This is a genomic window from Rhodobium gokarnense (assembly GCF_025961475.1).
Lineage (GTDB): Bacteria > Pseudomonadota > Alphaproteobacteria > Rhizobiales > Rhodobiaceae > Rhodobium > Rhodobium gokarnense.
In genome coordinates, this window is sequence record NZ_JAOQNS010000011.1 from 147,811 (window position 1) to 173,762 (window position 25,952).

The 25,952-nt window shown below is 66.0% G+C and carries 25 protein-coding genes and 1 tRNA gene; 16 read left to right on the forward strand and 10 right to left on the reverse strand.

The window, feature by feature from the left end:
- The first annotated feature begins 45 nt into the window (after nucleotides 1–45).
- Nucleotides 46–459 (forward strand): hypothetical protein, encoded by a 414-nt coding sequence (locus M2319_RS17940; RefSeq protein WP_264602839.1) that lies wholly within the window; start codon nucleotides 46–48, stop codon nucleotides 457–459.
- A gap of 142 nt (nucleotides 460–601) precedes the next feature.
- Here M2319_RS17940 and M2319_RS17945 read toward each other — a convergent pair whose 3' ends face one another.
- The gene (locus M2319_RS17945; RefSeq protein ID WP_264602840.1) at nucleotides 602–1,393 is read right to left on the reverse strand and encodes an ABC transporter permease; all 792 of its coding nucleotides are present in this window, start codon (nucleotides 1,391–1,393) and stop codon (nucleotides 602–604) included.
- A 105-nt stretch (nucleotides 1,394–1,498) separates the two neighbouring features.
- A complete protein-coding gene (locus tag M2319_RS17950; protein ID WP_264602841.1) occupies nucleotides 1,499–2,293 on the reverse strand; it encodes a sulfotransferase family 2 domain-containing protein in 795 nt (264 codons plus the stop codon).
- A 287-nt stretch (nucleotides 2,294–2,580) separates the two neighbouring features.
- Here M2319_RS17950 and M2319_RS17955 point away from each other — a divergent pair, with 287 nt between their 5' ends.
- Nucleotides 2,581–4,839 carry a glycosyltransferase family 2 protein gene (locus M2319_RS17955; protein ID WP_264602899.1) on the forward strand — a complete coding sequence of 753 codons (2,259 nt, stop codon included), beginning with the start codon at nucleotides 2,581–2,583 and terminating at the stop codon, nucleotides 4,837–4,839.
- Nucleotides 4,840–4,842: 3 nt separating this feature from the next.
- On the opposite strand, the gene rfbA is transcribed toward M2319_RS17955, so the two are convergent.
- Genes rfbA through rfbC form a run of 4 tightly spaced genes read right to left on the reverse strand, consistent with a single transcriptional unit; the run spans nucleotide 4,843 to nucleotide 8,251 of the window.
- A complete protein-coding gene (gene rfbA / locus M2319_RS17960) occupies nucleotides 4,843–5,715 on the reverse strand; it encodes a glucose-1-phosphate thymidylyltransferase RfbA (protein ID WP_264602842.1) in 873 nt (290 codons plus the stop codon).
- Nucleotides 5,712–6,623, reverse strand: a complete 912-nt coding sequence (gene rfbD / locus M2319_RS17965; protein WP_264602843.1) for a dTDP-4-dehydrorhamnose reductase — start codon at nucleotides 6,621–6,623, stop codon at nucleotides 5,712–5,714. Before rfbD ends, rfbA begins: the two co-directional genes overlap by 4 nt.
- Nucleotides 6,623–7,675, reverse strand: a complete 1,053-nt coding sequence (rfbB, locus tag M2319_RS17970; protein WP_264602844.1) for a dTDP-glucose 4,6-dehydratase — start codon at nucleotides 7,673–7,675, stop codon at nucleotides 6,623–6,625. The genes rfbD and rfbB overlap by 1 nt, the downstream gene beginning before the upstream one ends.
- A 9-nt stretch (nucleotides 7,676–7,684) precedes the next feature.
- Nucleotides 7,685–8,251, reverse strand: a complete 567-nt coding sequence (gene rfbC, locus M2319_RS17975) for a dTDP-4-dehydrorhamnose 3,5-epimerase (protein ID WP_264602845.1) — start codon at nucleotides 8,249–8,251, stop codon at nucleotides 7,685–7,687.
- A 351-nt stretch (nucleotides 8,252–8,602) separates the two neighbouring features.
- Between rfbC and M2319_RS17980 the strand changes: the two genes are divergently transcribed.
- The 3 genes from M2319_RS17980 to M2319_RS17990 all read left to right on the forward strand — a co-directional run bounded on the left by M2319_RS17980 (nucleotide 8,603) and on the right by M2319_RS17990 (nucleotide 13,123).
- Nucleotides 8,603–9,919: a UDP-glucose dehydrogenase family protein gene (locus M2319_RS17980; protein ID WP_264602846.1), complete on the forward strand. Its 1,317-nt coding sequence runs from the start codon at nucleotides 8,603–8,605 to the stop codon at nucleotides 9,917–9,919.
- 175 nt (nucleotides 9,920–10,094) lie between these two features.
- Nucleotides 10,095–10,170 (forward strand) — tRNA-Lys (locus M2319_RS17985).
- Between the two features lie 226 nt (nucleotides 10,171–10,396).
- Nucleotides 10,397–13,123 (forward strand): cadherin domain-containing protein, encoded by a 2,727-nt coding sequence (locus M2319_RS17990; protein ID WP_264602847.1) that lies wholly within the window; start codon nucleotides 10,397–10,399, stop codon nucleotides 13,121–13,123.
- Nucleotides 13,124–13,272: 149 nt separating this feature from the next.
- Here the strand turns inward: M2319_RS17990 and M2319_RS17995 are convergent, their stop codons facing one another.
- Nucleotides 13,273–13,788: a MarR family winged helix-turn-helix transcriptional regulator gene (locus M2319_RS17995; RefSeq protein ID WP_264602848.1), complete on the reverse strand. Its 516-nt coding sequence runs from the start codon at nucleotides 13,786–13,788 to the stop codon at nucleotides 13,273–13,275.
- Between the two features lie 230 nt (nucleotides 13,789–14,018).
- Between M2319_RS17995 and M2319_RS18000 the strand changes: the two genes are divergently transcribed.
- On the forward strand, nucleotides 14,019–14,582 hold the full coding sequence (locus tag M2319_RS18000) for an NADPH-dependent FMN reductase (protein ID WP_264602849.1): 564 nt from the start codon (nucleotides 14,019–14,021) through the stop codon (nucleotides 14,580–14,582).
- Between the two features lie 244 nt (nucleotides 14,583–14,826).
- Entirely contained in the window at nucleotides 14,827–15,576 is a 750-nt protein-coding gene (locus M2319_RS18005; protein WP_264602850.1) for a dienelactone hydrolase family protein, read from the forward strand.
- Between the two features lie 178 nt (nucleotides 15,577–15,754).
- On the opposite strand, the gene M2319_RS18010 is transcribed toward M2319_RS18005, so the two are convergent.
- Both M2319_RS18010 and M2319_RS18015 read right to left on the reverse strand, forming a co-directional pair.
- Complete coding sequence (locus tag M2319_RS18010; RefSeq protein ID WP_264602851.1) at nucleotides 15,755–16,894, reverse strand: Gfo/Idh/MocA family protein; 1,140 nt, start codon at nucleotides 16,892–16,894, stop codon at nucleotides 15,755–15,757.
- A gap of 31 nt (nucleotides 16,895–16,925) precedes the next feature.
- A complete protein-coding gene (locus M2319_RS18015; protein ID WP_264602852.1) occupies nucleotides 16,926–17,978 on the reverse strand; it encodes a sugar phosphate isomerase/epimerase family protein in 1,053 nt (350 codons plus the stop codon).
- 332 nt (nucleotides 17,979–18,310) lie between these two features.
- Here M2319_RS18015 and dhaL point away from each other — a divergent pair, with 332 nt between their 5' ends.
- From dhaL to M2319_RS18060, 9 genes are all read left to right on the forward strand, one after another.
- Nucleotides 18,311–18,916 (forward strand): dihydroxyacetone kinase subunit DhaL, encoded by a 606-nt coding sequence (gene dhaL / locus M2319_RS18020; protein WP_264602853.1) that lies wholly within the window; start codon nucleotides 18,311–18,313, stop codon nucleotides 18,914–18,916.
- On the forward strand, nucleotides 18,913–19,302 hold the full coding sequence (dhaM, locus tag M2319_RS18025) for a dihydroxyacetone kinase phosphoryl donor subunit DhaM (RefSeq protein ID WP_264602854.1): 390 nt from the start codon (nucleotides 18,913–18,915) through the stop codon (nucleotides 19,300–19,302). Before dhaL ends, dhaM begins: the two co-directional genes overlap by 4 nt.
- On the forward strand, nucleotides 19,299–19,592 hold the full coding sequence (locus M2319_RS18030) for an HPr family phosphocarrier protein (RefSeq protein ID WP_264602855.1): 294 nt from the start codon (nucleotides 19,299–19,301) through the stop codon (nucleotides 19,590–19,592). The genes dhaM and M2319_RS18030 overlap by 4 nt, the downstream gene beginning before the upstream one ends.
- Nucleotides 19,573–21,198: a phosphoenolpyruvate--protein phosphotransferase gene (ptsP, locus tag M2319_RS18035; RefSeq protein WP_264602856.1), complete on the forward strand. Its 1,626-nt coding sequence runs from the start codon at nucleotides 19,573–19,575 to the stop codon at nucleotides 21,196–21,198. Before M2319_RS18030 ends, ptsP begins: the two co-directional genes overlap by 20 nt.
- The gene (locus M2319_RS18040) at nucleotides 21,195–21,608 is read left to right on the forward strand and encodes a hypothetical protein (protein WP_264602857.1); all 414 of its coding nucleotides are present in this window, start codon (nucleotides 21,195–21,197) and stop codon (nucleotides 21,606–21,608) included. Before ptsP ends, M2319_RS18040 begins: the two co-directional genes overlap by 4 nt.
- Nucleotides 21,609–21,619: 11 nt before the next feature.
- A complete protein-coding gene (gene dhaK / locus M2319_RS18045) occupies nucleotides 21,620–22,612 on the forward strand; it encodes a dihydroxyacetone kinase subunit DhaK (RefSeq protein WP_264602858.1) in 993 nt (330 codons plus the stop codon).
- A gap of 167 nt (nucleotides 22,613–22,779) precedes the next feature.
- Nucleotides 22,780–23,325, forward strand: a complete 546-nt coding sequence (locus tag M2319_RS18050) for a YbhB/YbcL family Raf kinase inhibitor-like protein (protein WP_264602859.1) — start codon at nucleotides 22,780–22,782, stop codon at nucleotides 23,323–23,325.
- A gap of 334 nt (nucleotides 23,326–23,659) precedes the next feature.
- The gene (locus tag M2319_RS18055; protein ID WP_264602860.1) at nucleotides 23,660–23,986 is read left to right on the forward strand and encodes a 2Fe-2S iron-sulfur cluster-binding protein; all 327 of its coding nucleotides are present in this window, start codon (nucleotides 23,660–23,662) and stop codon (nucleotides 23,984–23,986) included.
- Between the two features lie 29 nt (nucleotides 23,987–24,015).
- Nucleotides 24,016–24,960 (forward strand): catechol 2,3-dioxygenase, encoded by a 945-nt coding sequence (locus M2319_RS18060; protein WP_264602861.1) that lies wholly within the window; start codon nucleotides 24,016–24,018, stop codon nucleotides 24,958–24,960.
- Nucleotides 24,961–25,062: 102 nt separating this feature from the next.
- Here the strand turns inward: M2319_RS18060 and M2319_RS18065 are convergent, their stop codons facing one another.
- The gene (locus tag M2319_RS18065; RefSeq protein ID WP_264602862.1) at nucleotides 25,063–25,935 is read right to left on the reverse strand and encodes a MurR/RpiR family transcriptional regulator; all 873 of its coding nucleotides are present in this window, start codon (nucleotides 25,933–25,935) and stop codon (nucleotides 25,063–25,065) included.
- Nucleotides 25,936–25,952: the final 17 nt, after the last annotated feature.

Below are 25,952 nucleotides of genomic sequence, written 5' to 3' on the forward strand. Positions count from 1 at the left end.
CCATCGAAACCGCCGACAAACGGCGACACAAGGGGATCAGGGACCATGAGCACTTTCAAAAAGATCGTCACCGCGTTCGTTTTCGCCGCCGCCGCCTTCGGCGCGGCCGCTCCGGCAAGCGCCGCCATGGGCAATCTGGCCGGCGCGGTGAAGACCGCCGCCGCCGCCGGCGAAGCCGAAACGCTGACGACGAAGGTCGGCTACTGGCGCAAGCACCGGCGTTTGCGCCGCGATCGCAGGGCGCGTCGTTACACCTATTCCCGGCGCTACAGGAGCGCCCGGCGCCACCGGCATTTCGGTCGCCACCGCGAAGGCCGCCGCTTCCGCCAGGCCCGCCGCTACCGCGACCATCGGCGCCACAACGGGCCGGGCTTTGCGCGTGGCCACACGGGCACGCAGGGCGGCAACACGCCCCCGGGCACGACCTACTACACCTACGTGGATCGCTACGCCAATTGAGCGGAAATCGGAGACGCCTGACGACGACGCGCCCGCCGGGAAACCGGGCGCGTCGTTTCCCGTTGGCCGGGGACGACGGGCGGCAGTTCGAATCTTCCGCAGGACGGCCCCCGGCCGGTGCGCCGGCGGCGCCCGCCTGGCCCTACATCCGCGTCAGCACCTGGCGGCGCATCGTCCGCTCCAGCGCCAGGGCGATGAAGATCGCGCAGATGGTGAAGCCGTTCAGATAGTAAAGGTCCAGGAAGTCGCTGTGGAATTCTGCGAAATATCCCTGCCGCGCCCATTCGGTGATGTGCAGGATCGGATTGTAATAGAGGATGTTCTGGATCGCCTTCGGCAGGGATTCGGCGATGAAGAAGATGCCGGAGATGAAGAACATCGGTCGGCTCATCATCTTGAAGATCTTGATCCACGCCTTGAAGACGGAGCCGACGCAGACATTGAAGACGCCGACCGCGAAGCCGATGAGGGCGGCATAGGTGAACGGCAGGATCGTCATGATGAAGCTGTCCGGAAGCCCGCCGCCGAAGGCGATATGGTAGGCGATGAAGATCACGCACATGACGACCACCATGACGGTGGTTTCCAGCACCATGGACGCGACATAGGCATCGATCGGCTTGACGATCGGGAAGAACAGCAGGCTGCGGTTGCCCTTCGAGGAACGGTTGATCGCCCCGGTCACGGACTTGTAGGCCGAATAGGGCAGCATGCCGCTGGCAAAGAACAGGATGTAGCTTTCGCCGAGCGCCGGCTCGCGGCCGCGCAGGCCGGTGGAAAACAGGACCGCGAGCACCGCGATCATGCCGACCGGTTCCATGATCGCCCACAGGAAGCCGAGGGACTGGTCGCTGAACCGGGTGCGCATGTCGCGCAGCATCAGCGACCAGACGTTCCTGAGAAAGATATGGAACGGTGAACCGAGCGTCTGCATGGTCGAACCGCGAGCCTTGAATGGAAAACGGGGGTGCCGAGTTCCCTATGTACGGTTTTCGGCATCTTGATGGCAAGGCGGTCGGCGCCTGCCGGAAAAAAGACGTCAGGTGCCGCGGGCCCCGGCATCGAACCACCGCGCCGCGGCAAAGAGTGCCAGGTCGTCGCGGTTGTTGGCGATGAGGGCCTTCAGCGTTGAGGCCGACAAATCGAGCGCGGCGTCCGGCCGGTTCTGGGAGACGTTGCGGCGGCGGGCCGGGCGGGAGAACGGCCCCCGCCTGATCTCGCATCCGTGCCGTTCCGCAAGCCCCCTGAAGAGGTCCGCGAAATCCGCATCGATCCGCTCTGTGGTGGTGACGAAGGCAAGGCGCTCCAGATTGGCGAGCGCCGCTTCCAGCATCGTGCCGCCGGCCTGCCGGCTCTGCCGGCCAGTCAGCCCCGCGATCCGGCGCGTCATGTAGTTGCGGGTATAGGCCGTGAGCCGCCGGTCGCTCGCGGCGACGAACGCGCCGAAGGAGTTTTCCCGGCAGAACCGGCAGCGGAAGAGGTGGGCGGGCTTGGGGACCTTGCCGTCGGCGGTGGCGCCGTGGTCCGCCAGCCTCTGGCCCTCGCGGCGGAAGTGGAAATATTGCGAGATCATCCGGTCGACGGGATCGCGCAGCACGGTGAAGACCGGCGCGCCGGGAAACCATTCCGCGATCTGGTCGGATCGCATGTGGCCGGCGACAACGGCGGCGTTGGCGGCCGGCGTTGCGGGATCGGCAAGCTCGGCCTGCAGCCGCTCAAGGTTCTTGGCGTGATAGAGCCGCTCCGTGCCGACGATACGCCCCATTGCATCGATGATGCTGGTGCCGCCGCATTTGAAGAGGTGGAGGAAGACGATCGGCGGCGGTGTCCGCATGGGGTCCATGTGCCTTCGAGAGCTGCAAGGCGATTGGTCGTGGCGCCTTTTCGGGGCGCGGCGGCAGGGTGTCGGCGCGCGCCGGCCCGGAAAACACCCGCTTGCGGCGCCGGCGCGTTGTAGCCGATGGGCTTTGTCCTCGGCAAGCCCGGGCGTCGCGGCGAGGATGGGCCGGCGGGGATGGACAGGCCGGGCGGAAACCTTATGATCGCGCGCGCTTTCGCCGCCGGCGCAGTGTCTCGGCGATCCTTTCAGGCAACCAACGAAGCGACGGATCCCGCGTGACGATGACGACAGAGGCTGCCGGCAAAGACGCAACGACCGGCTGGGCGGTCGGCGGCCGGCTGATAGTGCTCGATGGAACCGAACGGCATGGTGCGCGCTTTCGCGCGGCCGGACCGGAGGCGGCGCTCCGCATCGATTTCGAGCCGCCGAGGCGCGGCGGCTGGTGCACCATCGAGATCGACATGTGGTGCGATTCCTTCGCCAAGCCCCGGGCGCTGCCGGATTTCGGCGACGGCATCGACGACGCCAAGGCGATCCCCTTCAAGCGGCTACCGACCGGCGTCTACCGCGCCTTCGTGCGGCTTCCGGGCAAGTTGCACGGGCTCGTCCTCAGGCCCGCCCAGGTGCCGATGACGTTCGAGATCGCCGACATCCGAATCGAGAAGGTCGGCATTTTCGGCCTTCTGGGCGTTGCCTGGCGCCACGCGAAATTCAACTGGAACAAGGGGCCGAGGGCATTCGTCAAATTCCTCGGCGAAGTGGTGGGCATCGTCGCCCTGCCGAAGCGCTTCAGCGCCTTCCGCGATGCCGAGGCGGGAAGCGGGGGCAAGGACGACCGGCAACTGCGCTACGAGGCCTGGTGCGAGAAACGGGATTTCGACACCGCTCGCGATGGCGCGACCTTGCAGGCGCGGGTCGACGCTCTGGCGGAAAAACCCGTCATCTCCGTCATCATGCCGGTCTGCGACCCCGAGGTCGCCTGGCTCGATGCCGCGGTGCAGTCCGTCGTCGACCAGGCCTATTCGGGGTGGGAGCTTTGCGTCGCCGACGATGCGTCGACAAAGCCCGACGTCATCGCCGCGCTGAAGCGCTGGCGGGACGCCGATCCGCGCATTAAGGTCGCGTTTCGCAAGGAGAGGGGGCACATCTCGAACGCCTCCAACAGCGCCCTGGAGCTCAGCTCCGGCACCTATCTCACCTGCCTCGACCACGACGACACGCTGGCGCCGCACGCGCTCGCCGAAGCCGTGCTCGCCTTTGCCGAGGACGAGACGCGCCGCATCGTCTATTCCGACGAGGACAAGATCGACGAAGCAGGAACGCGTTTCGAGCCGCACTTCAAGCCGGATTGGTCGCCGGATCTCTTCCACAGCGTCAACTACCTCAACCACCTGACGGTCTACCGCCGCGACGACGTCGTTGCCGCCGGCGGCTGGCGCGTCGGCGTCGAAGGCAGCCAGGACTACGATCTGCTCTGCCGCGTGATTGAGACGCTTCCCGAGGGCAGCGTCCAGCACCTGCCGCTGGTGCTCTATCACTGGCGGGCTATCGAGGGCTCCACGGCGCTGGCGACAGGCGAGAAGAATTATGCCGTCATCGCCGGCCTCAAGGTCCTCAAGGAACATGCGGAACGCGCCGGCATCGACGCCGATGTCGAGCCGCTGCCGGACTATCCGTTCTACCGCTTCCGCTACCGGCTGCCGGAAAACCCGCCGCTCGTCTCCATCATCATCCCGACCCGCAACGGGCTGGAGCATGTCCGCCGCTGCATCGGCTCGATCCGCGAGCGCACGGACTATCCGAACTACGAGATCATCCTCATCGACAACCAGTCGGACGATCCCGAGGCGCTCTCCTATTTCGCCGAGCTCGACCGCTCGGCCGATGTCCGCGTGCTGCCGCATCCGCACCCGTTCAATTTCTCCGCGATCAACAATCGCGGTGTTGCGGAGGCGAGGGGCGAGGTCATCGCGCTCCTCAACAACGACATTGAGATCCTCAACGAGGACTGGCTGTCGGAGATGGTCGGCCATGCGCTCCGGCCCGAAATCGGCTGCGTCGGCGCCAAGCTCCACTATCCGGACGGGCGCATCCAGCACGGCGGCGTCATCATCGGCATCGGCGGCATGGCCGGCCACGCCCACCTCTACCAGCCCGGCGAGCGCGCCGGCTATTACGGCCGGCTCGTGGTGGCCCAGAACCTTTCCGCCGTCACCGGCGCGGCAATGGTGATGCGCAAGGAAATCTTTCAGGGGGTCGGCGGCTTTGAGGAAGAGCACCTGGGGGTGGCCCTCAACGACATCGACCTGTGCCTGAAAATCCGCAAGGCCGGCTACCGCATCGTCTGGACGCCCTTCGCGCGCATGATCCACTACGAGTCGGTAAGCCGCGGCCTCGACAAGGACGACCCGGAAAAGCGCGCCCGCCACGAGCGCGAAAAGGCCTATATGCGCTCCGCCTGGGGCGAGACGCTGAACCGCGATCCCTACTACTCGCCACACCTGGAACTGCAGAGCGCCGACTTCCTGCCGCTCGCTTGAGGATCAGGCGAAGGCGTCGTCCAGCAGCCCCGCGAGGTAGTCGCCATAGGAGTTGTTGTAGGAGCGGGCAAGTGCCCGGACCTGGTCGTCGTTGATGTGGCCGAGGCGCCAGGAGATTTCTTCCGGGCAGGCGATCTTGAAGCCTTGACGCTCCTCGATGGTCTGGACGAAGTGGGCGGCCTGCAGGAGGCTGTCGACGGTGCCGGTGTCGAGCCATGCGGTACCGCGCTGCAGCTTGAAGACGCGAAGGTCGCCGCCTGTCAGATAGGCCTCGATGATGGACGTGATCTCAAGCTCGCCGCGGGGGGAGGGCTTCACCGTTTTGGCGATCTCCGTCACCCGGCTGTCGAAGAAGTAGAGGCCGGTGACGGCAAGGTTGCTCTTCGGCTTGTCGGGCTTTTCCTCGATGGAAAGCGCCCGCCCGTCCTCGGCCATTTCAACAATGCCGAAGGATTTCGGGTTGCGGACCGGATAGGCGAAGACCGCCGCGCCGTCCTCGATCCCGGCCGCCCGTTGCAGCAGTTCGGTGAAGCCGGCGCTGTAGAAGATGTTGTCGCCCAGCGCCAGCGCGCAGGCGGAGCCGGCGATGAAGTCGGCGCCGATGAGGAAGGCCTCGGCAAGGCCGCGCGGCTCGTCCTGTTCGGCATAGGAAAGGGAGATGCCCCAGTCCGAGCCGTCGCCTAGGAGGTCCTTGTAGAGCGGCAGGGCCTCGGGCGTGGAGATGATCAGGATTTCTTTGATCCCGGCGAGCATCAGCGTCGACAGCGGATAGTAGATCATCGGCTTGTCGTAGATCGGTAGCAGCTGTTTGCTGACCGCCTTGGTGACCGGATGGAGGCGCGTGCCGCGGCCGCCGGCGAGGATGATGCCCTTCATGGTGTTTCCTGTTTTTCGTGTGTCGTGACGAGCCGTCCGACGCAGTCGCGCACGCCGACCCACCAGTCCGGCAGCGCGATGCCGAAGGTCGCTTTCAGCCTGCCGCAGTCGAGCCGCGAGTTGAGCGGCCGCTCCGCCGCCGTCGGGTAGTCGGATGTGGGGATCGGATCGGCCGCCGCCGTCGGCCCGCCGAGCGCGGCGGAGGCGGCGAAGGCTTTGTGCGCAAGTCCGCGCCAGGTCGTCTCGCCGGCATTGGCGGCATGGAAGACGCCCTGATAACGCTGCTGCCAGCCGGTCTCCGCGATTCTTTCCGCGATGGTGAGGATGGCATCGGCGAGATCGAGCGCGTAGGTCGGCGAGCCCCGTTGGTCGTCGACGATCTTCAGGCGATCGCGGGTCTCGGCAAGCGCCAGCATGGTTTTTACAAAATTCCGGCCGAACGGGCTGAAGACCCACGCCGTGCGCAGGATGACGTGACGGTCGGCGGCTTGGGCAACGGCTTCTTCGCCAGCAAGCTTGGAGCGGCCATAGACGCCGAGCGGGCAGGGCGGATCGGTCTCGACATAGGGCTCAGGCTTGGCGCCGTCATAGACATAGTCGGTGGAGATGTGGATCACGGGAACGCCGAGCTTGGCCGCCGCTGCCGCGACACGTCCGGCGCCGGCGTCATTGACGGCAAAGGCCGCGTCTTCCTCGTCTTCCGCCTTGTCGACGGCGGTGTAGGCCGCGGCATTGACGACGATGGTCGGCGCGAAGGCGATGGCCTCGTCGGGCAGGGCGTCCATCGTCGCGATGTCGACCTCAGGCCGGCCGATGCACATCGCCGGGATGTCCCGCGCCTCGGCACGCTCCGTTAGCGCGGTCGCGACCTGGCCGGACTTGCCGATGACGAGGACACGGGGGCCCATCAATCCCCGTCCTTCAACAGGCCCTTGCGGCTTGCCGCGTGGTGGCGCAGCGGCTCCCACCAGGCGGGGTGCTCCAGATACCACAGCACGGTCTTCTCAATCCCGCTCTCAAAATCCTCCATCGCCCGCCAGGCGAGCTCGGTCTCGATCTTGGTCGCATCGATCGCATAGCGCCGGTCGTGGCCCGGCCGGTCCTTGACGAACTGGATCAGCTCGCGCCGCGAGGCGCCGGTCGGCTTGTGCTTGTCGAGGAGGTCGCAGATGGTCTCCACGACCTCAAGATTGGTGCGCTCGTTGCGGCCGCCCACATTGTACTTCTCGCCCGGTTTCCCCGTCTCCGCGATCAGCTTCAGCGCGCCCGCGTGATCGTCGACGAACAGCCAGTCGCGCACGTTGGTGCCGTCGCCATAGACGGGGAGGGGAACGCCTTCGATCCCGTTGAGGATCATCAGCGGGATCAGCTTTTCCGGGAGCTGGTAGGGCCCGTAATTGTTCGAGCAGTTGGAGATGATCACCGGCAGGCCGTAGGTCCGGTGCCAGGCGATCGCCAGATGGTCGCTCGCGGCCTTCGACGCCGAATAGGGCGAACTCGGATCGTAGGCCGTCTTCTCGGTGAAGAAGCCCGTCGAGCCCAGCGAGCCATAGACCTCGTCGGTCGAGACATGGACGAAGCGGAAGCTGTCGCGCGTGCTCGCCGGCGCGGTCTCATAGTAAGCCCGCGCGGCCTCCAGCAGCGTCATGGTGCCGACCACATTGGTGTCGATGAAGACGCCGGACCCGGTGATCGAGCGGTCCACATGGCTTTCCGCGGCAAGGTGGAGGACGATGTCGGGCTGCGCCTCCGCGAACACCGCGTCCATCGCCTCGCGGTCGCAGATGTCGGCCTTGACGAAGCTGTAATTGGCCCGGTCGGCGACCTTGGCCAGCGACGCGATGTTCGCCGCGTAGGTCAGCTTGTCGACGTTGACGACAGTGTGGTGCCGCTCCGCAACGAGGAGCCGGCAGACCGCCGATCCGATGAAGCCGGCACCGCCGGTAACGAGGTAACGCATGGATCGTCCTCAGGTGCCGTAGCTGAAAAAATCGGGAAGGTCGGCAAGCAGCGGATGGGCGCGGTCCTTGGCCGAAAGGATCGCCGCATCAACGTCCACCGGCCAGTTGATGCCGAGCGCCGGATCGTCGAACGCCAGCCCCTTGTCGCACTCCGGCGAATAGTAGTCGTCGACTTTGTAGAGGACCTCGGTGTTCTCAGCGAGCGTGCAGAAGCCGTGCGCGAACCCCGGCGGCACCCAGAGCTGGCGCCAGTTCTCTGCAGAGAGCTCGATGGCGTCGTGCCGGCCATAGGTCGGCGAGCCCTTGCGGATGTCGACGATGACGTCGAGGATCGCCCCGGCGACCACCCGCACCAGCTTGCCTTGCGCATGCGGCGGCACCTGGAAGTGCATCCCGCGGATGACGCCCTTCTCGCCCGACAGCGAATGGTTGTCCTGCACGAACGGCCCGGCAATGCCGATCTCGGCAAAGGCCCGCACGTTGAACACCTCGGAAAAGAACCCGCGCTGATCGCCATACTTCTTCGGCTCGATCAGGAGAGCACCGTCAAGGCTAAGCGGGGTCGCGGCGGGCATAAGAACTCCGGGAGTGAGGGTCGGCGCGGTCGTTGCCCTCATGGGCGCGCGCCGCAAATGTCGCCGCAATCCCTACTGCGAAGGGTGCGCCGCGATCAAGTGCGCTGTTCCGGCTGCGTCTCGCCGCCCGCTGCCGGGTGTGGCCACGAACGCCGCGGTGCGGGTCGCAGAAAAGGTCGATCTTTCTGCAATGCGGCAAATGGCTTGTTAATCCCGTTTCGCATCTCCGGTTCAATTCGCCCGGCGAGAACTGTAAAAGCGGGGACTGTAAAACTCGCGTCAAATAAATCGGAAATTTTACCGAGTCTTTCGGCGCCCCCTCAGGGCGCATTCAAACAGACGGCGGCTGTCATGAAAATCACGATGATCGGAACCGGCTATGTCGGTCTCGTCTCCGGAGCCTGTTTCTCCGAATTCGGCTTCGACGTCACCTGTGTCGACGTCGACGAGGCCAAGATCGCGCGGCTGGAAAAGGGCGAGATTCCCATCTACGAGCCCGGCCTCGACGACCTCGTCGCCCGCGGCGTTGCCGCCGGCCGGCTCGATTTCACCACCAATCTGGAAGATTCGGTCCAGAAGGCCGACGTCGTCTTCATCGCCGTCGGCACGCCGTCGCGGCGCGGCGACGGCGAGGCGGATTTGCGCTATGTGCACGCCGCCGCCCGGCAGATCGCCAACGCCATGCGGCCGGGCACCGTCATCGCCATCAAGTCGACCGTCGTCGTCGGCACCTGCCGCGAGGTCCAGCGGATCGTCGCCGAGGAGCGCCCGGGCGTCGACTTTTCCATCGCCTCCAATCCGGAGTTCCTGCGCGAGGGCTCGGCCGTCGAGGACTTCATGCGGCCCGACCGGGTGATCTGCGGCGTTGCCGACGAGCGCGGCGAGGAGACGATGCGCCGGCTCTACCGGCCGCTGAACCTGCGCGAGACGCCGATGGTCATCACCACGCTGGAAAACGCGGAACTGGCCAAATACGCGGCCAATGCGTTCCTTGCCATGAAGGTCACCTTCATCAACGAGGTCGCCAATCTCTGCGAGGCCGTCGGCGGCGACGTCCAGGTGATCGCCTCGGCCATCGGCCTCGACAAGCGCATCGGCAACAAGTTCCTCCATGCCGGCCCCGGCTTCGGCGGTTCGTGCTTCCCCAAGGACACCCGCGCCTATGCCGCAACGGGCCGCAAATACGGCCGGCCGCAAAAGCTGATCGAGACCACGATCGACGTCAATGAGAGCCGCAAGGTCGACATGGCCGAGCGCATCCTCGCCGCCCTCGGGCCCGACCCGGCCGGCAAGACGGTCGCCGTCCTCGGCATCGCCTTCAAGCCGAACACCGACGACGTGCGCGAAGCGCCGAGCCTCGTCATCGTCCAGACCCTGGAAGGGGCGGGGGTGACCGTGCGCGCCCACGATCCGGAGGCGATGGGCCCGGCCAAGGAGCTGTTGCCGAACGTCACCTGGTGCGATGCGCCCTACGAGACGGCGGAAGGCGCCGACGCCCTCGTCATGCTGACGGAATGGAACGCGTTCCGCGCCCTCGACCTGAAGCGCATGCGCGGCCTGATGCGCGGCGATGCCCTGGTCGACCTGCGCAACGTCTATCCGCCCGAGGATGCCAGGGACGCGGGCCTGCGCTACTTCCCGCTCGGCAAGGCCGCGCCCGCGGCCTGACGGGCGCCGGCTGGCGGGTCCTGGCCTCACCGGTCCGGGCCCCAGCGCCGCCCCTCGACGCCCGCGCTTCGGTTGCGCCGCGGCCGGCGCCGTGCCATATGCATGCCTTGACTTCGCCTGCCGTTGCCGGTAGGCGGACGTCTCTTTCCGAAAGGCCCTTCGGCCGGCCGGATGGGAGCCCGTAGCTCAGCTGGTAGAGCAACTGACTTTTAATCAGTAGGTCCACGGTTCGAACCCGTGCGGGCTCACCAATTTTTCCCGAAAAAGCAATCCCAGCGTGAACCTCCTATGACGGGTAGTTTTCCCGAGGGATGTTGTGTCGCGCCCTTGCGTCCTGGTCCGCGGAGGTCTCCGGCTGCGTGATCCGCCGCGCAAATGCTCTCGTCCGGAGAGCCGATCGAAAGCCTTGAATAACAATACCCTAAAAGGGGTGACCGCCCTCGCGGTGACCGTCCGCTAGCGACTTTTTGCAATGCCTTGGTCGACGCCGCGTTCTTTGGCTGGTCAACCGTAGATTTTAAGGGGTTGGCGGTCCATTCCATCCGTCGGAGTGTATACAGAGAATCCCGACATCTGTTCTTACAACCCGGCGGAGACGGCACGATGGCAATCACAGGCACCAATGGCGCTGATACCCTCAACGGCACGGACAGCTCCGAAGTAATCTCAGGCCTCGGCGGCGGCGACAGGATCAATGCGAGAGGGGGCGCCGATACGGTTTCGGGCGGTGACGGACACGACACCATATTCGGAGGTGACGGTGCCGACAGCCTGAACGGTGGCAACGGCAGGGATTCCATCTATGGCGGCGATGGACACGATTTCATCAATGGTGGCACCGGGTCGGATTCCCTTTACGGAGGCGAAGGAAGGGACACGATCTGGGGCGGTGACCAAGGCGACTATATCGACGGCGGCGGTTGGGCCGACTCTCTCGTCGGTGGCCAAGGGAACGACACCATATATGGCGGTGATGGAGCCGACACACTCGCCGGTGGCGATCAGGATGACGAGCTGCACGGCGGCAACGGCAATGACCACGTGATCGGAGGGAACGGCAACGATTTCGTGGCCGGCGGAGAAGGCCACGACACGGTGACTGGAAGCACCGGCAATGACTCCGTCTACGGCAACAACGGCAACGACAACCTTCAGGGCGGCGATGGCAACGACGTCGTGCTCGGCGGCGATGGCGACGATGTCGTCATCGGCAACGGGGACGATGACTACGTCCAAGGCAACGCCGGCAATGACACGGTGCGTGGCGACGAGGGCAATGACACGGTTCGGGGCGGCGACGGCGACGACGTCCTGGACGGCGGCACCGGCAACGATACGCTCTACGGCGACGGCGGCAACGACAGCATTTCGGGTGGCGACGGCGCCGATACGGTGGTCTTCACCGGCACCTGGGCCGATTACGACATAACGGTTAATCCGGACGGATCCTATACCATTTCGGATACCCGCGCCGGCTCGCCGGATGGGGTGGACACCGTTTACGGCGACGTTGAGACTTTTGCTTTCTCCGATGGCCAGGGCGGTGTGGTCAGGATCGCCTATGCCGATGTCCCGAACGATGCTCCGGCCGATATCGCGTGGGAGACCGGGGGCGGCACCATCGCCGAAGACGCCGCTGTCGGGGACATCGTCGGGACCGTTGCCGCGAGCGATGCCGATTCCGGTATTCCATCCGAGACCATCTCCTATGCGATCACGGCCGGCAATGAGGACGGGCTTTTCGAGATCGACGCCGCAACGGGGATCGTGACGGTCGCAGCGGGGGCCTCCTTCGACTTCGAAACGACCCCGTCCTACGCCTTGACGGTCGCCGTCTCCGACGCGCACGGGGCGACATCGTCGCAAACGCTGACGATCGCCATCGGCGACGTCAACGAGGCCCCGGATTCGCTGGGAGTTTCGCCGACTTCCGTCGACGAGAACTCCGCGGCCGGCACGGTCGTCGGGACGGCGTCGGCGACAGACCCGGACGCTGGCGACAGCCTCACCTACAGCCTCGTCGACGATGCCGGAGGCGCCTTGGCGATCGATGCGACAACGGGCGAGATCACCGTCGCCGATCCGTCGCTGCTCGACTACGAGGCCGAGAGCGCGCTCGACATCACCGTGCGCGCAACCGACAGCGCCGGGCTCTATCTGGACGCCGACCAGGTCATCACTCTCAACGACGTCAACGAAGCGCCGGAATCGCTGGAAGTCTCGCCGAATTCTGTCGACGAGAATTCCGCGGCCGGCACGGTTGTCGGGACGGCGTCGGCGACGGATCCGGACGCTGGCGACAGCCTGACCTACAGCCTCGTCGACGACGCCGGCGGCGCCTTTGCGATCGATGCGGCGACCGGCGAGATCACCGTCGCCGATCGGTCCCTGCTCGACTACGAGACCAGGACGTCCCTCGACATCTTGGTGCGGGCGACCGACAGCGGCGGGCTCTACCAGGAGTCCACCGAGACAATCGCGATCAACGACGTCAACGAGGCGCCGGATTCCCTGACGGTGTCGCTTTCGACGATCGACGAGAACTCGGCCGCCGGCACCATCGTCGGAACCGTGTCGGCGACGGACCCGGATGCCGGCGACAGCCTGACCTACAGCCTCGTTGACGATGCCGGGGGCGCCTTCGCGATCGATGCCGCCACCGGCCTCATCACCGTCGCCAACGCGCTGCTCCTCGACTACGAAACCGCGAGCGCGCTGAACATCACGGTGAGGGCGACCGACAGCGGCGGGCTCCATCTGCAGTCGCCCGCGGCGGTGACGTTGAGGGATGTCGTCGGCGAGTCGGTCACCGGTTCCGTCGGCGACGATTCCATTGCCGGCGGCGACGGCAACGACACGCTGGACGGCGCTGCCGGCAACGACACGCTCGTCGGCGGCAACGACGACGACGATCTCACCGGCGGAGCGGGCGACGACAATCTTGCCGGCTCACTCGGCTCGGACACCTTCGTCTATTCCGCCGCCGGCTTCGGGCACGACACCGTCACGGATTTCGTGGCGGGTGCCGGGACGGACGACGCCATCGAGTTCAGCACGGGTCTGTTCGCCGATTTCAACGCCGTGCTCGCAGCCGCGAGCGACGACGGCACCGACACGACCATCACGCTGGACGTCGACAACACGATCGTCCTTCAGGATGTCGTGGTGAACGATCTGAACCAGGACGACTTCCTGTTCGTGTAGGGCAGGGAGTGCATCGCCCGAACGTCCGATGATCGATTGCCTGCCGGCGCCGAAGGTGCCGGCAGGCGCGGTTCCATTCGGCCGGCCGGCATCGCCGGTTCCACGGCGCCGAACGGGTGCGTTCCGTCCCGGCAGAAGGCGCATTGCCGTCAGTCGCGATCCGCCGCCTCAAGACCGCTCAAGAGTCGCCCGAGAAATGCATTGCCGGCCGACAGCTCGGCCTTGGTGAAGCCGGCCTGCGCCAGGCGCCTGTGATAGGCATCAAGCAGCACGGCAATGGCTTTTTCGACGAGCGCTTGTCCGGCGGCCGTCAGCCGGATCGGACGGCGCCGGCGGTCGTCATTAGCCGCGCAGGTCGGCCGCTCGATCAGCCCGCGCGCCTCAAGCCCCTTCATCACCTTGGTCAGCCCCCCGGACGAGATCAGGACGGCCTCGTAGAGCTCCGACGGGATCATGTCGTGGGGCGCCGGGGCCGAGCGGAGCGCGGCCAGTACCTCGAATTCGGTGAAGCCGAGGCCATGTGGCGCGAGGGCCCTGCGCGCGCTTTCGTCGAGCAGGCGCGCCACGCGCTGGCACAGGACCACGCTGGCATGCTCGGCCGTCGCGGTCTCCGGCCAATGCGCTTCAAGCCGCCCGAACAGCAGGGCGGCGCTGCTCTTTTCCATCCCGGTCTCCTTTCGCCGCACGGTATCGAACGGCAAAATATCTTGCAAGAAAGATATTTCGTCTATATGTCTTTCTGGAAAGATAGCGGGTCGGCGTTTCGCCCGAGCGTCTTTGGTCGCACGATCTTGATCGGCGGCCCGAAAAGAGGGTGCCGCCCCGACACCTGATATCGCACAAGGGATGGCCGCGTCAGGTCGACGACCGGCGGCGGCCGGGAAAGGAGTTCACCATGGCACAGGAATTCAAGGTAGCGGTCCTCGTCGGCAGCCTCCGCAAGGACTCGTTCAATCGCAAGCTCGCCGAGGCCCTTGCCGGGCTGGCGCCGGGCAATCTGACGTTCGATTTCGTCGAGATCGGCGATCTGCCGCTCTACAATCCGGACCTCGACGATGGTGAGGTGCCCGCCGCCTGGCAGCGTTTCCGCAACGATATCAAGGCGGTCGACGCGATCCTGTTCGTCACGCCGGAATACAACCGGACGATCCCCGCATCGATCAAGAACGCCCTCGATGTCGGCTCGCGGCCGATGGGCGAGAGCGTCTGGAACGGCAAGCCGGCGGCCGTCGTCACGGGCTCCCCGGGCGGCATCGGCGGTTTCGGCGCCAACCACGTGCTGCGGCAGTCGCTGGTGTTCCTCAATGTGCCGGCCATGCAACAGCCGGAAGCCTATATCGGCGGCCTCGCCAACCTCTTCGACGACGACGGCAAGGTCGCCAAGCCCGACACGGCAAAGTTCCTGGAAACGATCATGGCCTCGTTCGCCACCTGGATCGCCCGGCACGTCGATCGGTAGGACGCTTTTCGGGCGGTGCCGCAGGCGGATGTGTTGCCCGCATCCGGACCGGCACCGAACCGGCGCCTACACATCTTCGTGAGTCGTCGCGTTCCTGTTGCCGTTGACGTCGACATTTCGCCATTCAGCATCAGGTGTATGCATGGGGCGGCTTTGCAGTGCCCGCAGGGTGCCGGCGTCGGCCGGCGCCGATATCATTGCCCACTTGGAAAAAAGTCACCAACGACAGGGAGAACGACGCGACATGACCCGGACAAAGACCCTTTTCGCTGCCGCGTTCACGACGATCCTCGCGGCCGGACCGGCCCTTGCCGACGATGTCGGCTACCAGGTCGACGGCAAGGACTTCACCGGCTATTTCGCCGCCGCCGACGAGCCGAAGGGCCTCGTTCTGATCGTCCATGACTGGGACGGCCTCGACGACTATGAGCGCGGGCGCGCCGACATGCTGGCCGAGATGGGCTATGACGCCTTCGCCCTCGACATGTACGGGGCCGGTACGCCGACCGCGACTGTCGACGACCGCAAGGCCGCGACCGGCGCGCTCTACAAGGACCGCGAGCGCATGCGCAAACTGATTGCCGCCGGCCTGGAGCAGGCGCGCGGCCAGTCCTCGGCGGAGGGTCTGGTGGTCATGGGCTACTGCTTCGGCGGCGCCGTCACCCTGGAGATGGCGCGCTCCGACATGACCGGCGAGGCGGTCGGCTACGCCACCTTCCATGGCGGCCTTTCGACCCCGGACGGTCAGAGCTGGCCGTCCGAAGCGCCGCCGGTTCTAGTCATGCACGGCGGTGCCGACACGTCGGTGCCGATGTCCGCCGTCGCCAAGCTCTCCGAGGAGCTGGAAGCGGCCAAGGTGACCTACACCATCGAGGTCTATTCCGGCGCACCGCACGCCTTCACGGTCAAGGGCAGCGAGCGCTACCAGGAGCGCGCGGACGAGGAGAGCTGGCAGGCCTTTTCCGACTTCCTCGACGAACGGCTCGGCGACTGACCGGTTCGATCATCCTTGAAACCAAAGACGGCTCCCGCACATCCGATGCGGGAGCCGTTTTGCTGTCGTGCCGGCGAAACCGAAGCGCGTATACCAAGGCGAGGCAGGGTGTTATGCCTGGTTTCTCGCCTGAAGCCTTTGCGCTGTATGCACGTTTAGCCGGCAAATAAACGATGGTTCAGAGCGTGATTTTCACCCATCGCCCGCCGGCCTTCGACGAGCGCACGCAGGACGCAATGAAGGCCATGCCCTCAAGGCCGTCCGAGATGCCGGGCAGCAGCGTTTCCGGCGTCTTACCGGTGCGCCTCGTCAGGATGGCGTCGGCCGCTTCCGCATAGAGATTGGCGAAAGCCTCCAGATACCCTTCCGGGTGGCCGGACGGGATGCGCGAGACGCTGTTTGCCGCCGCGCTGGCGCCGGCGCCCATGCGGGTCAGGATCCGCGTCGGCTCGCCGAGCGGGGTAAAGCGCAGCACGTTCGGATTCTCCTGCGCCCACTCCATGCCGCCCTTTTCGCCGTAGATGCGGAGCTTCAGCGCGTTCTCGTTGCCGGGCGAGACCTGGCTCGACCACAGCATGCCCTTGGCGCCGCTGGCGTAGCGCAGCAGCACATGGGCATTGTCGTCGACGCGCCGGCCGGGCACGAAGCTGTCGAGATCGGCAAGGAGCTCGGCCGGCACCATGCCGGTGACGAAGCGGGCGAGGTTATAGGCGTGGGTGCCGATGTCGCCGATCGAGCCGCCGGCGCCGGAGCGCTCCGGGTCGGTGCGCCAGGACGCCTGCTTCTGGCCGGTCTCTTCCACATTGGTCGCCAGCCAGTCCTGGGGATACTCCACCTGGACGACGCGCAGCGCCCCGAGATCGCCATTCGCCACCATCTCGCGCGCCTGCCGGATCAGCGGATAGCCGGTGTAGTTGTGGGTCAGCACGAAGAGGGCGCTCGACTTCTCCACGAGCTTTGCCAGCTTTTTGGCGTCGGCTGGCGTCGAGGTCAGCGGCTTGTCGCAGATGACGGTGATGCCGCGTTTCAGGAACTCGGCCGCGGCCGGATAGTGCATATGGTTCGGCGTGACGATGGCGACGGCCTCGATGCCGTTCTTCAGCCGCGCCTCGCGGATCGCCATCGTCTTGAAATCGTCATAGACCCGGTCGTCGGCAAGGCCGAGCTCCGCGCCCGACGCGCGCGCCCGCTCCGGGTCGGAGGAGAGGGCGCCAGCCACCAGCTCGAACCGATTGTCGAGGCGCGCGGCAATGCGGTGAACCCCGCCGATAAAGGCGCCCTGGCCGCCGCCGACCATGCCCAGTCTGATCTTTTCCATATCTTCGCTCCGTCTGTCCGGGGAAGGGGCGTCAAATGCCGAGCATGCGCCGGTTGGCGGCCTCGTCGGTGCCGCCGTCCGCGAAATCGTCGAACGCCTTGTCGGTGACGCGGATGATGTGGTCCTTGACGAAGGCTGCGCCCTCGCGCGCGCCGTCCTCCGGGTGCTTCAGGCAGCATTCCCATTCCACCACGGCCCAGCCGTCGAAGTCGTTCGCCGCCATCTTGGAAAAGATCGCGCCGAAATCGACCTGGCCGTCACCGAGCGAGCGAAACCGGCCGGCGCGGTCGAGCCAGGGCTGAAAGCCGCCATAGACGCCGGAGCGCCCCGTCGGATTGAACTCCGCATCCTTGACGTGGAACATGCCGATGCGGTCGCGGTAGATGTCCAGATTGTCGAGATAGTCTAGGCACTGCAGCACATAGTGCGACGGGTCGTAGAGCATCTTGGCGCGGGCGTGGTCGCCGACCCGCTCCAGGAACATCTCGAAGGTGACGCCGTCATGGAGGTCCTCGCCGGGATGGATCTCGTAGCAAACATCGATGCCGCAGTCCTCGGCATGGTCGAGGAGCGGCTTCCAGCGCCTGGCCAGTTCGTCGAAGGCGGTCTCCACGAGGCCGGCGGGACGCTGCGGCCAGGGATAGAGGAACGGCCAGGCGAGGGCGCCCGAAAAGGTCGCGTGCGCGGTGAGGCCCATGTGCCTGGAGGCCGTGAGGGCCTTTGTCACCTGATCGACTGCCCAGGCCTGGCGCGCGGCCGGAATGCCGCGGACTTCCGGTGCGGCGAAGCCGTCGAAGGCATCGTCATAGGCCGGATGGACGGCGACGAGCTGGCCCTGCAGATGGGTCGAAAGCTCCGTGACGGCGACGCCGTTTTCGGCCGCAATGCCGAGAAACTCGTCGCAATAGTCCTTGGAGGCCGCCGCCTTGTCGAGGTCGATGAAGCGGCCGTCCCAGCTCGGCACCTGGACGCCCTCATAACCGCAGTCGGCGGCCCAGGCGGTGATTCCCGGCCAGGAGTCGAACGGTGCCTCGTCGCCGGCGAACTGGGCCAGAAACAGCCCCGGTCCCTTGATCGTTTTCATGGAAGTGCCTCCTGGTTTGCCGGCGCGGTGCCGACGTCGGGTCAAGCTAGCATGGTGGTCGGGCGGGGCGCGAGCAGGGCGCCTCCGGCTTTTTTATCGCCGCATTTCTGCGCGGTAAAATCGCTACGAGAACTAAACAATTGAATTTAGTGCAGTGCAGCATCGGGAGCGGAAATATCTGAAAGGACACGCATTATCGGCGACGAAAACGATTACCTATCGGCCACGGGAAGTCAATCCAATCCTTGATTTTAGCTCGGGACTAAAGTTTAGTTACTAAAATATCTGGTCGGGCCGAGCGCCGCCGGGAACTGGAAGAGGAACGCGTTTCAATGGACGAGGCAACGCTCATCAGGGCCCTCGTTGCGGCCTGTTGCGCCACGATCGAGGAGCATTCGGGCGAGCTGACCAAGCTCGACCAGGCGATCGGCGACGGCGACCACGGCCTCAACATGAGCCGCGGTTTCAAGGCGATCACCGCCGAGGCCGACGCGCTCGCCGCCATGAGCCTCGGCGATGCCCTGAAGAAGGCCGGCATGACGCTGGTCATGAAGGTCGGCGGTGCCTCCGGCCCGCTCTACGGCTCGCTCCTGATGGATATGGGCAAGGCCGCGAGCACCGCTCCCGCCAACGAGGCCGACGTCGCGCAACTGCTCCGCGCCGGCATCGACGCCGTCAAGAAACGCGGCAAGTCCGACGTCGGCGCTAAGACCATGCTCGACGTCCTGGTGCCGGTCGCCGAGACGGTCGCGGAAGGTGGCAACGTCGATGCCATCCGCGCCCGCGCCGACGAAGCGCTGGAAGCGACCCGCGACATGCTGGCGACCAAGGGACGGGCGGCGTTCCTCGGCGAACGTTCCATCGGCCATATCGATCCCGGCGCGCGCTCCTCCGCGCTCCTCATCCACGCCGTCTGCAACGTCCTGGAGGCGTCATGACCGACACCGTTTCCATCGTCATCGTTTCCCACTCGCCGGAGGTCGCCAGCGGCGCTGCCGACATGGTGCGCCAGATGGTCGGCGAGGAGGTCCGCGTCGCGGCCTGCGGCGGCAATCCGGAAGGCGGGCTCGGCACCGATGTCGGCAAGATCATGGAAGCGATCGAAAGCGTCTGGTCGGAGAAGGGCGTCGCCATCCTCGTCGATCTCGGCGGCGCGGAGACCAATTCGGAAATGGCCATCGAGATGATCGGCGGCGCGCGCGCCGAAAAGATCGCGCTCTGCAACGCGCCGATCGTCGAAGGCGCCGTGATGGCGGCGACGGAGGCCGCGGGCGGCTCGGACCTTCAAACGGTGAAGGCGACCGCGGAGGATTTCCAGTCATGAGCGAGGCCTGGCAAACGGGCTCTGCCGTCATCCGGGACGCCACCGGCCTGCACGCCCGCCCGGCGGTCAAGCTGACCAAGCTCGCCAAGCGGTTCGAGGCGCGGGTCGAAATCCGGCGGGAGGCGGGCGAGACCTGGATCAATGCTAAATCCCCGAGCGCCGTGATGAAACTGAAGGCGCCGCACCTGGCGCGGCTGGAAATCCGTGCCTCCGGCGACGACGCTCCGGCGGCCGTCGCCGCGCTCCGCGATTTGATCGACAGGGATTTCGATGACAGCACCGAAGGCTGAACGGAGATTTGCGGGCCGCCCGGCGGCGCCCGGCTTTGGCCTCGGGCCGGCCGTCCGCCTTGAAAGCGGGCCGGTGGACGCTGTCGGTGAGGCCGCAAGCCCTGAGGAGGAGCGAGGCAGGTTCGACGCGGCGCTGGCCGCATCCGCCGAACAGCTCAGCCTGCTTTCCGACGACGCCGACGTGCTCGGCGCCGAGATCCTGGAATTCCAGCTCGCCCTCATCGAGGACGACGAGTTGATCGACCCGGTCTGCGAGGCAATCGCGGACGGTGCGACGGCTGCCGCCGCCTGGCGCGCACGCCTCGACGAAGAGATCGCCGACTACCGCGCCGCGGAAGACGACTACATGGCCGCGCGGGCCTCGGACCTCTCCGACCTTCGCGACAGGGTGCTCGCCAACATGAACGGCGGTATCGAGGCGGCCGACCTGCCCGATGGGGCCGTCATCGTCGCCGAGGACCTCACCCCGTCGACCTTCTTGAGCCTCGACTGGAAGCGGCTTTCCGGCGCCGTGCTCCTTGCCGGCTCGTCGACCAGCCATGCGGCGATCCTGGCCCGCTCGCGCGGCGTGCCGATGGTCGTCGACCTCGGCGACGCCGATATCGATGAGGGCGATCTCCTTGCCGTCGACGCGGCAACGGGCGCTGTGATCGCGGCGCCGACGCCGGGCACCCTTGCCGACTTCAACGCCCGCCGCACGGCCGACGAGGAGCTCAATGCAAGGGCCGCCGAACGGATGGCCCGGCCCGCACGGACCGGCGATGGCGTGCCGATACGGGTGCTCGTCAACGTCAACGAGATCACCGAGATCGATCGCCTGTCGCCGCAGATCTGCGACGGCGTCGGGCTGACCCGCACCGAGTTCCTGTTCTCCGAAGGGGCGCCGTCGGAACAGCGGCAATACGAGGTCTACCGGCGCCTCGTCGCCTGGGCCGAGGGGCGCCCCGTCGCCATCCGCACCTTGGATGCCGGCGGCGACAAGCCGCTGCCGGGCATCACGGTCGACGGCGAAAGCAATCCCTTCCTCGGCGTGCGCGGCGTCCGCCTGTCCCTCAAGCATCGCGAGGTGTTCGTGAGCCAGCTAAGGGCGCTCGCGCGGGCCGCCTCCCTCGGGCCGCTGAAGGTGATGGTGCCGATGGTGAGCGTTCCTGAGGAACTGACGACCGTGCGCCAGCTCCTGCGCGAGGCCGTTGCCGCGCTCCATGCCGAAGGCGTCACGGCCCGCGAGCCGGCGCTCGGCATGATGGTCGAGGTGCCGGCGGCGGCGCTGACGGCGGAGGACTTCGCTGCCGATTTCTACTCCATCGGCTCCAACGACCTCATCCAGTACACCATGGCCGTCGCCCGCGACGCCGCCGGCCTTGGCCATCTGACCGCGGGAGACAATCCGGCCGTGATGGAGCTGATCCGGCGCACCGTTGCCGCCGGCCGTGCCCGCGGTGTCGAGGTCAGCCTGTGCGGCGACATGGCCTCGAAGCCGGAACACGTCGCGCCGCTCCTTGCCGCCGGGCTGACGACGTTCTCCGTCGCGCCGACCGCCGTCGGACGGATCAAGCTGGCGATCTCCGAGGCGCGGGCGCCGGGACGGGAGGCAAGGGCCGGATGACGACGGATCCGCTGATCGCCTACAAGACCTTCCTGCGCGATGCCATCGAGACCCGGCCGTCGGGGACGCGGCGCAAGCTCGCCATGGCCTTCGGCACCCATCCGAGCTTCATTTCCCAGATCACCAATCCGGCCCTGAAGGTGCCGCTGCCGGCCCAGCACATCCCGACCCTGTTCCAGGTCTGCCACCTGACGCCGGAAGAGCAGGACGCCTTCCTGGATCTCTACAAGCGCGCCCATCCGGCCCAGGCGACCTCGATCGAGGAACTCGCCGAGAACGAGAAGAACGTCGTGAAGATCCTGCTGCCGCAATTCGACGACCCGGCCGTCAGGGCCGATGTCATCCAGGCCATCAGGGACTTTGCCGACAACGTGATCCGTCTCGCCGACGGCATCGCGAAACGCAAATAGGGAGATCCGAAATGAAGAAGCTGATCAACAATGTCGACGACGTCCTGACGGAAAGCCTTGCCGGCTTCGGCCGTGCCCATGCCGATCTCGTCGACATTTCCACCGACCCCAAGCTCGTGACCCGCAAGGGCGGCGGAAAAAAGGGCAAGGTGGCGCTGATCTCCGGCGGCGGCTCCGGCCACGAGCCGATGCATGCCGGCTTCGTCGGCATGGGCATGTTGGACGCGGCCTGTCCGGGCGAGGTCTTCACCTCGCCGACGCCGGACCAGATGCTGGCCGCGGCGGAGGCCGTCGACGGCGGCGCCGGGATCCTTTGGATCGTCAAGAACTACGCCGGCGATGTCATGAATTTCGAGATGGCCGGCGAGATGTATGACGGGCCGACGGAAACGGTGCTGACCAATGACGACGTCGCCGTCGAAAGCTCGCTCCATTCGCAGGGCCGGCGCGGGGTCGCCGCCACCGTCATTGTCGAAAAGATCGTCGGCGCGGCGGCCGAACGGGGCGACGATCTGGCGGCCTGCAAGGCCCTCGGCGACCGGGTCAACGCGGCGTCCGGCACCATGGGCATCGCGCTCACTTCCTGCACGGTGCCCGCCGCGGGATCGCCGACCTTCGAGATCGGTGAAAGCGAGATGGAACTCGGCGTCGGCATCCATGGCGAGCCGGGCCGCAAGCGCGTCGACTTGATGAAAGCGGACGAGATCGCCGAGGCGTTGATCCAGGCCATCTGCGAGTCCATCGCGCCGTCCGGCGACGACGACCTGCTGCTCCTCGTCAACGGCATGGGCGGCACGCCGCTCATGGAGCTTTACCTCCTCTACAATTCGGCGATGAACGTCGCCGGGGAGAGGGGGCTGAAGATCGCCCGCTCGCTCGTCGGCAACTACTGCACCTCGCTGGAGATGGCCGGCGCCTCGATCACGCTGACCAAGCTCGACACGGAGATGGCGGAGCTCTGGGACGCACCGGTGCACACGGCGGCGCTGCGCTGGAAGGCGTGAGCGCGCTGTCCGCGTTCGCGCGGCGAAGGCCATAGCGGCAGGCGGCCCCCGGATTGTCGGGGGTGCGCGGTTCCGGCACGGGTCTGGTCAAGGGGATGTCACCGGAGCATGGTGTCGTCTCCGCGGCGGCAGCGCGCCGTCGTCACCCTTTTCGAGGAGGAATAGTCATGAAATCCGTCATTCTCGCCGTCTGCCTTGGCCTTGCCGCCGGCAGCGCCCAGGCCTTCGAGCTGACCAGCCCCGATTTCGACGACGGCGGCACGCTCGCCGACGAATTCGTCTTCGACGGTTTCGGCTGCACCGGGTCCAACATGTCGCCTGCGCTCTCCTGGAGCGATGCGCCCGAGGGCACCAAGAGCTTTGCCCTGATGGTCCACGACCCGGACGCGCCGACCGGCGGCGCCGGCTTCTGGCACTGGGTCGTGCTCGACATCCCGGCCGGGACCACCGAACTGGCGAAGGACGCCGGCGAAAAGGGCGGTGCCAAGCTGCCGGAGGGTGCGCGCGCTATCGCCAACGACTACGGCTTTGCCGGCTGGGGCGGCCCGTGCCCGCCTGAGGGCGACGACGCCCATCGCTACAACATCACCCTTTATGCCCTGCCGGTGGAAAAGCTCGAGGTGCCGGAGGGCGCGTCGACGGCTGTCACCGGTTTCATGATCAACGGCCAGACGATCGGCAAGGCAACGCTGCAGGGCAAGTACGGGCGCTGAGACGCCAAGGGGGCAGGTGATGCATCCGCCCCGGTGCTCTGCTGGCTTTGACCGCTAGGTCGCGAAGGCCGCGGGCCGCCCGAACGGGGCGCCCGCGGCCTTTTCGTTTCCGGAGCGCTCAGAAAAAACTCCGAAGCCTTTGTCGAGGCGCCGTTTTTCCGGCAGGATCGGCCGTCGCCAGGGCCCGGGAGAGGGCAGGGGCGCGCCGCCGCAAGTCTGTCCGCGTCCCTCACGGGCGAATAAAAAACGGCATAAACTAAAAAAAACGGTTTTTTTGAATGTCAGCTTATGGCACAACTGTCGGTAACGCTTGCAACGAAACAGCGGGCCGACAATGACGAAGAACGTGGTCACCATCCTCGACACCGGGGAGACATATGGCTGCGCCGGGGAGGAAAACCTGTTGGATGCCATGGTCCGGCTCGGCCGGAAGGGCATTCCGTCGGGCTGCCACGGCGGCGGCTGCGGTGTATGCAAGATACATATCGTTGACGGCGCCTGGCGCGGCAAGGCGATGAGCCGCGAGCATGTCAGCAGGGAGGAGGAGGCGCACGGTATCGTGCTCGCCTGCCGGGCCTATCCGGCCTCCGACGTCACGCTGAAGGTGCTTGGAAAAATGAAAAAGGCCGTGTGCCGGGAACGGAAATACGGTCTCGTATAAGAACACGTCTAATTGGAGGAGACGCAAAGATGGGTGTGATGCGAATTGGCCATATCAACCTTCGGGTGCTCGATATGGACGCGGCCCTCGACCACTACGAAAACACCATGGGCCTGTCGGTGACCGACCGGGACGCCGACGGCAACGTCTACCTCAAATGCTGGGACGAGTGGGACAAGTACTCCGTGATCCTGACCGAGGCCGACAGCGCGGGCATGAACTCCATCGCCTTCAAGGTGGAAAAGGACGCCGACCTCGACGCGTTGAAGAAGCGCATCACCGATTACGGCATCGACGTCACCGACATGGCGCCCGGCGAGATGAACGGCTGCGGCCGCGCCATCCGTTTCAACCTGCCGAGCGGCCACGACATGCGGCTCTACGCGGAAAAGGAATTCCTCGGCAAGGCGGTCGGCACGCTCAATCCCGAACCCTGGCCGGACGAAGGCAAGGGCGTCAAGGCGCACTGGCTCGACCATGCCCTGCTGATGTGCGAACTCGACCCGGAAAGGGGCGTCAACAAGGTCGCCGAAAACACCAAGTTCATGAAGGAAGTCCTCGACTTCCACCTCGGCGAGCAGGTGCTCGTCGGCCCCGACGGCGACATCCAGGCCGCGACCTGGATGTTCCGCACCTCCACGCCCCATGACATCGCCTTCGTCGGCGGCCCTGAGATGGGCCTCCACCACGTCGCCTTCTTCCTCGACGAATGGAACGACGTGTTGAAGGCGGCCGACATCATGGCCAAGCGCAAGGTGAAGATGGACGTCACCCCGCAGCGTCACGGCATCACCCGCGGCTACACGATCTATTTCTTCGACCCGTCCGGCAACCGCAACGAGACCTTCGCCGGCCTCGGCTATCTGGCCCAGCCGGACATGCCGCCGATCACCTGGACCGAAGAGAATTTGTGGCGCGGCATCTTCTACCACACCGGCGAGGAAGCGGGAGCGTTTACCACCGTCTACACCTGATCCCGAAGGGCATTCCGGCCTTCGTTTCCCGACCAGCAACTTGCGGACCGCCGGGCGTTTTCTAACAGGCGCCCGGCGTTTTTTCCTTGTTGTCGCAGCGCCCTAGCTGAACTTCCGGAACAGCCGCGTCTTGTCGAAGAGGTCTTCCAGGGCGTCCATGCGTTCCCGCGTGGTCTGCCAGGTGGCGGCCTGGATTTCGGCGATGATGGTCTCCACGACGACCAGGAGCGAGGCGGCGGAGTCCCAGGCGGACGGCACCTCGATGCGGCAGTTGAAGCGGTGCGCGACGTGCTTGCCGACCGGCGAGCCCCACTGGTCGGTGATCAGGATCATCTCCGCGCCCTTTTCCCCGGCGAGCTCGGCGAGTTTCAGGAGCTCGTTTTCGTAGCGGCGGATGTCGAAGAGGAGGAGCACGTCGCCGGCCTCCATGTCCATCAGATGGTGCGGCCAGACATTGGCGCCGGTCGGCATCAGCGTGACGTCCGGGCGCAGCATCTGCAGGTGCCGGAACAGATAGTCGGCAAGCGTGTAGGTGATGCGCCCGCCGGCGATGTAGATCGACCGCTCGCGGTCTGCCAGCAGCGCGCAGCTCCGGTCGAAGTCGGCGGCATCGATATGCAGCAGCGTCTGGCGCAGGTTCTGGACGACGGTCTCCGCGAAGCGGTTGAGGATATGCTCGTCCGGCGCGTTCTCCGCCCAGCGGTCGTGCTTGGCGATCGGGTTGGAGATCGTCGCCTCAAGCTCCCGGCGCAGCGCCTCCTGGAATTCCGGAAAGCCGGAGAAGCCGATTTTCTTCACCATGCGCGCAACGGTGGGCGTCGAAACGCCGGCCCTTTGCGCCACCGCCGTGATGCTGGCAAGGCCCGAAACCGGCCAGTTTTCAAGCAGTGAATTGGCGAGCTGGCGCTCCGCCCGGGTCATTTCGTCGAAGCGCTGCTGCAACAGGACGTCGACGGTCTTTTCCGTCCCCGCCATCCCCGTCTTCCTCCCAA

Excerpts from the sequence above, each read along its gene's own strand:
- M2319_RS17940 (WP_264602839.1), top strand. The coding sequence starts at position 46 with ATGAGCACTTTCAAAAAGATCGTCACCGCGTTCGTTTTCGCCGCCGCC.
- M2319_RS17945 (WP_264602840.1), bottom strand. The coding sequence starts at position 1,393 with ATGCAGACGCTCGGTTCACCGTTCCATATCTTTCTCAGGAACGTCTGG.
- M2319_RS17950 (WP_264602841.1), bottom strand. The coding sequence starts at position 2,293 with ATGCGGACACCGCCGCCGATCGTCTTCCTCCACCTCTTCAAATGCGGC.
- M2319_RS17955 (WP_264602899.1), top strand. The coding sequence starts at position 2,581 with ATGACGACAGAGGCTGCCGGCAAAGACGCAACGACCGGCTGGGCGGTC.
- rfbA (WP_264602842.1), bottom strand. The coding sequence starts at position 5,715 with ATGAAGGGCATCATCCTCGCCGGCGGCCGCGGCACGCGCCTCCATCCG.
- rfbD (WP_264602843.1), bottom strand. The coding sequence starts at position 6,623 with ATGGGCCCCCGTGTCCTCGTCATCGGCAAGTCCGGCCAGGTCGCGACC.
- rfbB (WP_264602844.1), bottom strand. The coding sequence starts at position 7,675 with ATGCGTTACCTCGTTACCGGCGGTGCCGGCTTCATCGGATCGGCGGTC.
- rfbC (WP_264602845.1), bottom strand. The coding sequence starts at position 8,251 with ATGCCCGCCGCGACCCCGCTTAGCCTTGACGGTGCTCTCCTGATCGAG.
- M2319_RS17980 (WP_264602846.1), top strand. The coding sequence starts at position 8,603 with ATGAAAATCACGATGATCGGAACCGGCTATGTCGGTCTCGTCTCCGGA.
- M2319_RS17995 (WP_264602848.1), bottom strand. The coding sequence starts at position 13,788 with ATGGAAAAGAGCAGCGCCGCCCTGCTGTTCGGGCGGCTTGAAGCGCAT.
- M2319_RS18000 (WP_264602849.1), top strand. The coding sequence starts at position 14,019 with ATGGCACAGGAATTCAAGGTAGCGGTCCTCGTCGGCAGCCTCCGCAAG.
- M2319_RS18005 (WP_264602850.1), top strand. The coding sequence starts at position 14,827 with ATGACCCGGACAAAGACCCTTTTCGCTGCCGCGTTCACGACGATCCTC.
- M2319_RS18010 (WP_264602851.1), bottom strand. The coding sequence starts at position 16,894 with ATGGAAAAGATCAGACTGGGCATGGTCGGCGGCGGCCAGGGCGCCTTT.
- M2319_RS18015 (WP_264602852.1), bottom strand. The coding sequence starts at position 17,978 with ATGAAAACGATCAAGGGACCGGGGCTGTTTCTGGCCCAGTTCGCCGGC.
- dhaL (WP_264602853.1), top strand. The coding sequence starts at position 18,311 with ATGGACGAGGCAACGCTCATCAGGGCCCTCGTTGCGGCCTGTTGCGCC.
- dhaM (WP_264602854.1), top strand. The coding sequence starts at position 18,913 with ATGACCGACACCGTTTCCATCGTCATCGTTTCCCACTCGCCGGAGGTC.
- M2319_RS18030 (WP_264602855.1), top strand. The coding sequence starts at position 19,299 with ATGAGCGAGGCCTGGCAAACGGGCTCTGCCGTCATCCGGGACGCCACC.
- ptsP (WP_264602856.1), top strand. The coding sequence starts at position 19,573 with ATGACAGCACCGAAGGCTGAACGGAGATTTGCGGGCCGCCCGGCGGCG.
- M2319_RS18040 (WP_264602857.1), top strand. The coding sequence starts at position 21,195 with ATGACGACGGATCCGCTGATCGCCTACAAGACCTTCCTGCGCGATGCC.
- dhaK (WP_264602858.1), top strand. The coding sequence starts at position 21,620 with ATGAAGAAGCTGATCAACAATGTCGACGACGTCCTGACGGAAAGCCTT.
- M2319_RS18050 (WP_264602859.1), top strand. The coding sequence starts at position 22,780 with ATGAAATCCGTCATTCTCGCCGTCTGCCTTGGCCTTGCCGCCGGCAGC.
- M2319_RS18055 (WP_264602860.1), top strand. The coding sequence starts at position 23,660 with ATGACGAAGAACGTGGTCACCATCCTCGACACCGGGGAGACATATGGC.
- M2319_RS18060 (WP_264602861.1), top strand. The coding sequence starts at position 24,016 with ATGGGTGTGATGCGAATTGGCCATATCAACCTTCGGGTGCTCGATATG.
- M2319_RS18065 (WP_264602862.1), bottom strand. The coding sequence starts at position 25,935 with ATGGCGGGGACGGAAAAGACCGTCGACGTCCTGTTGCAGCAGCGCTTC.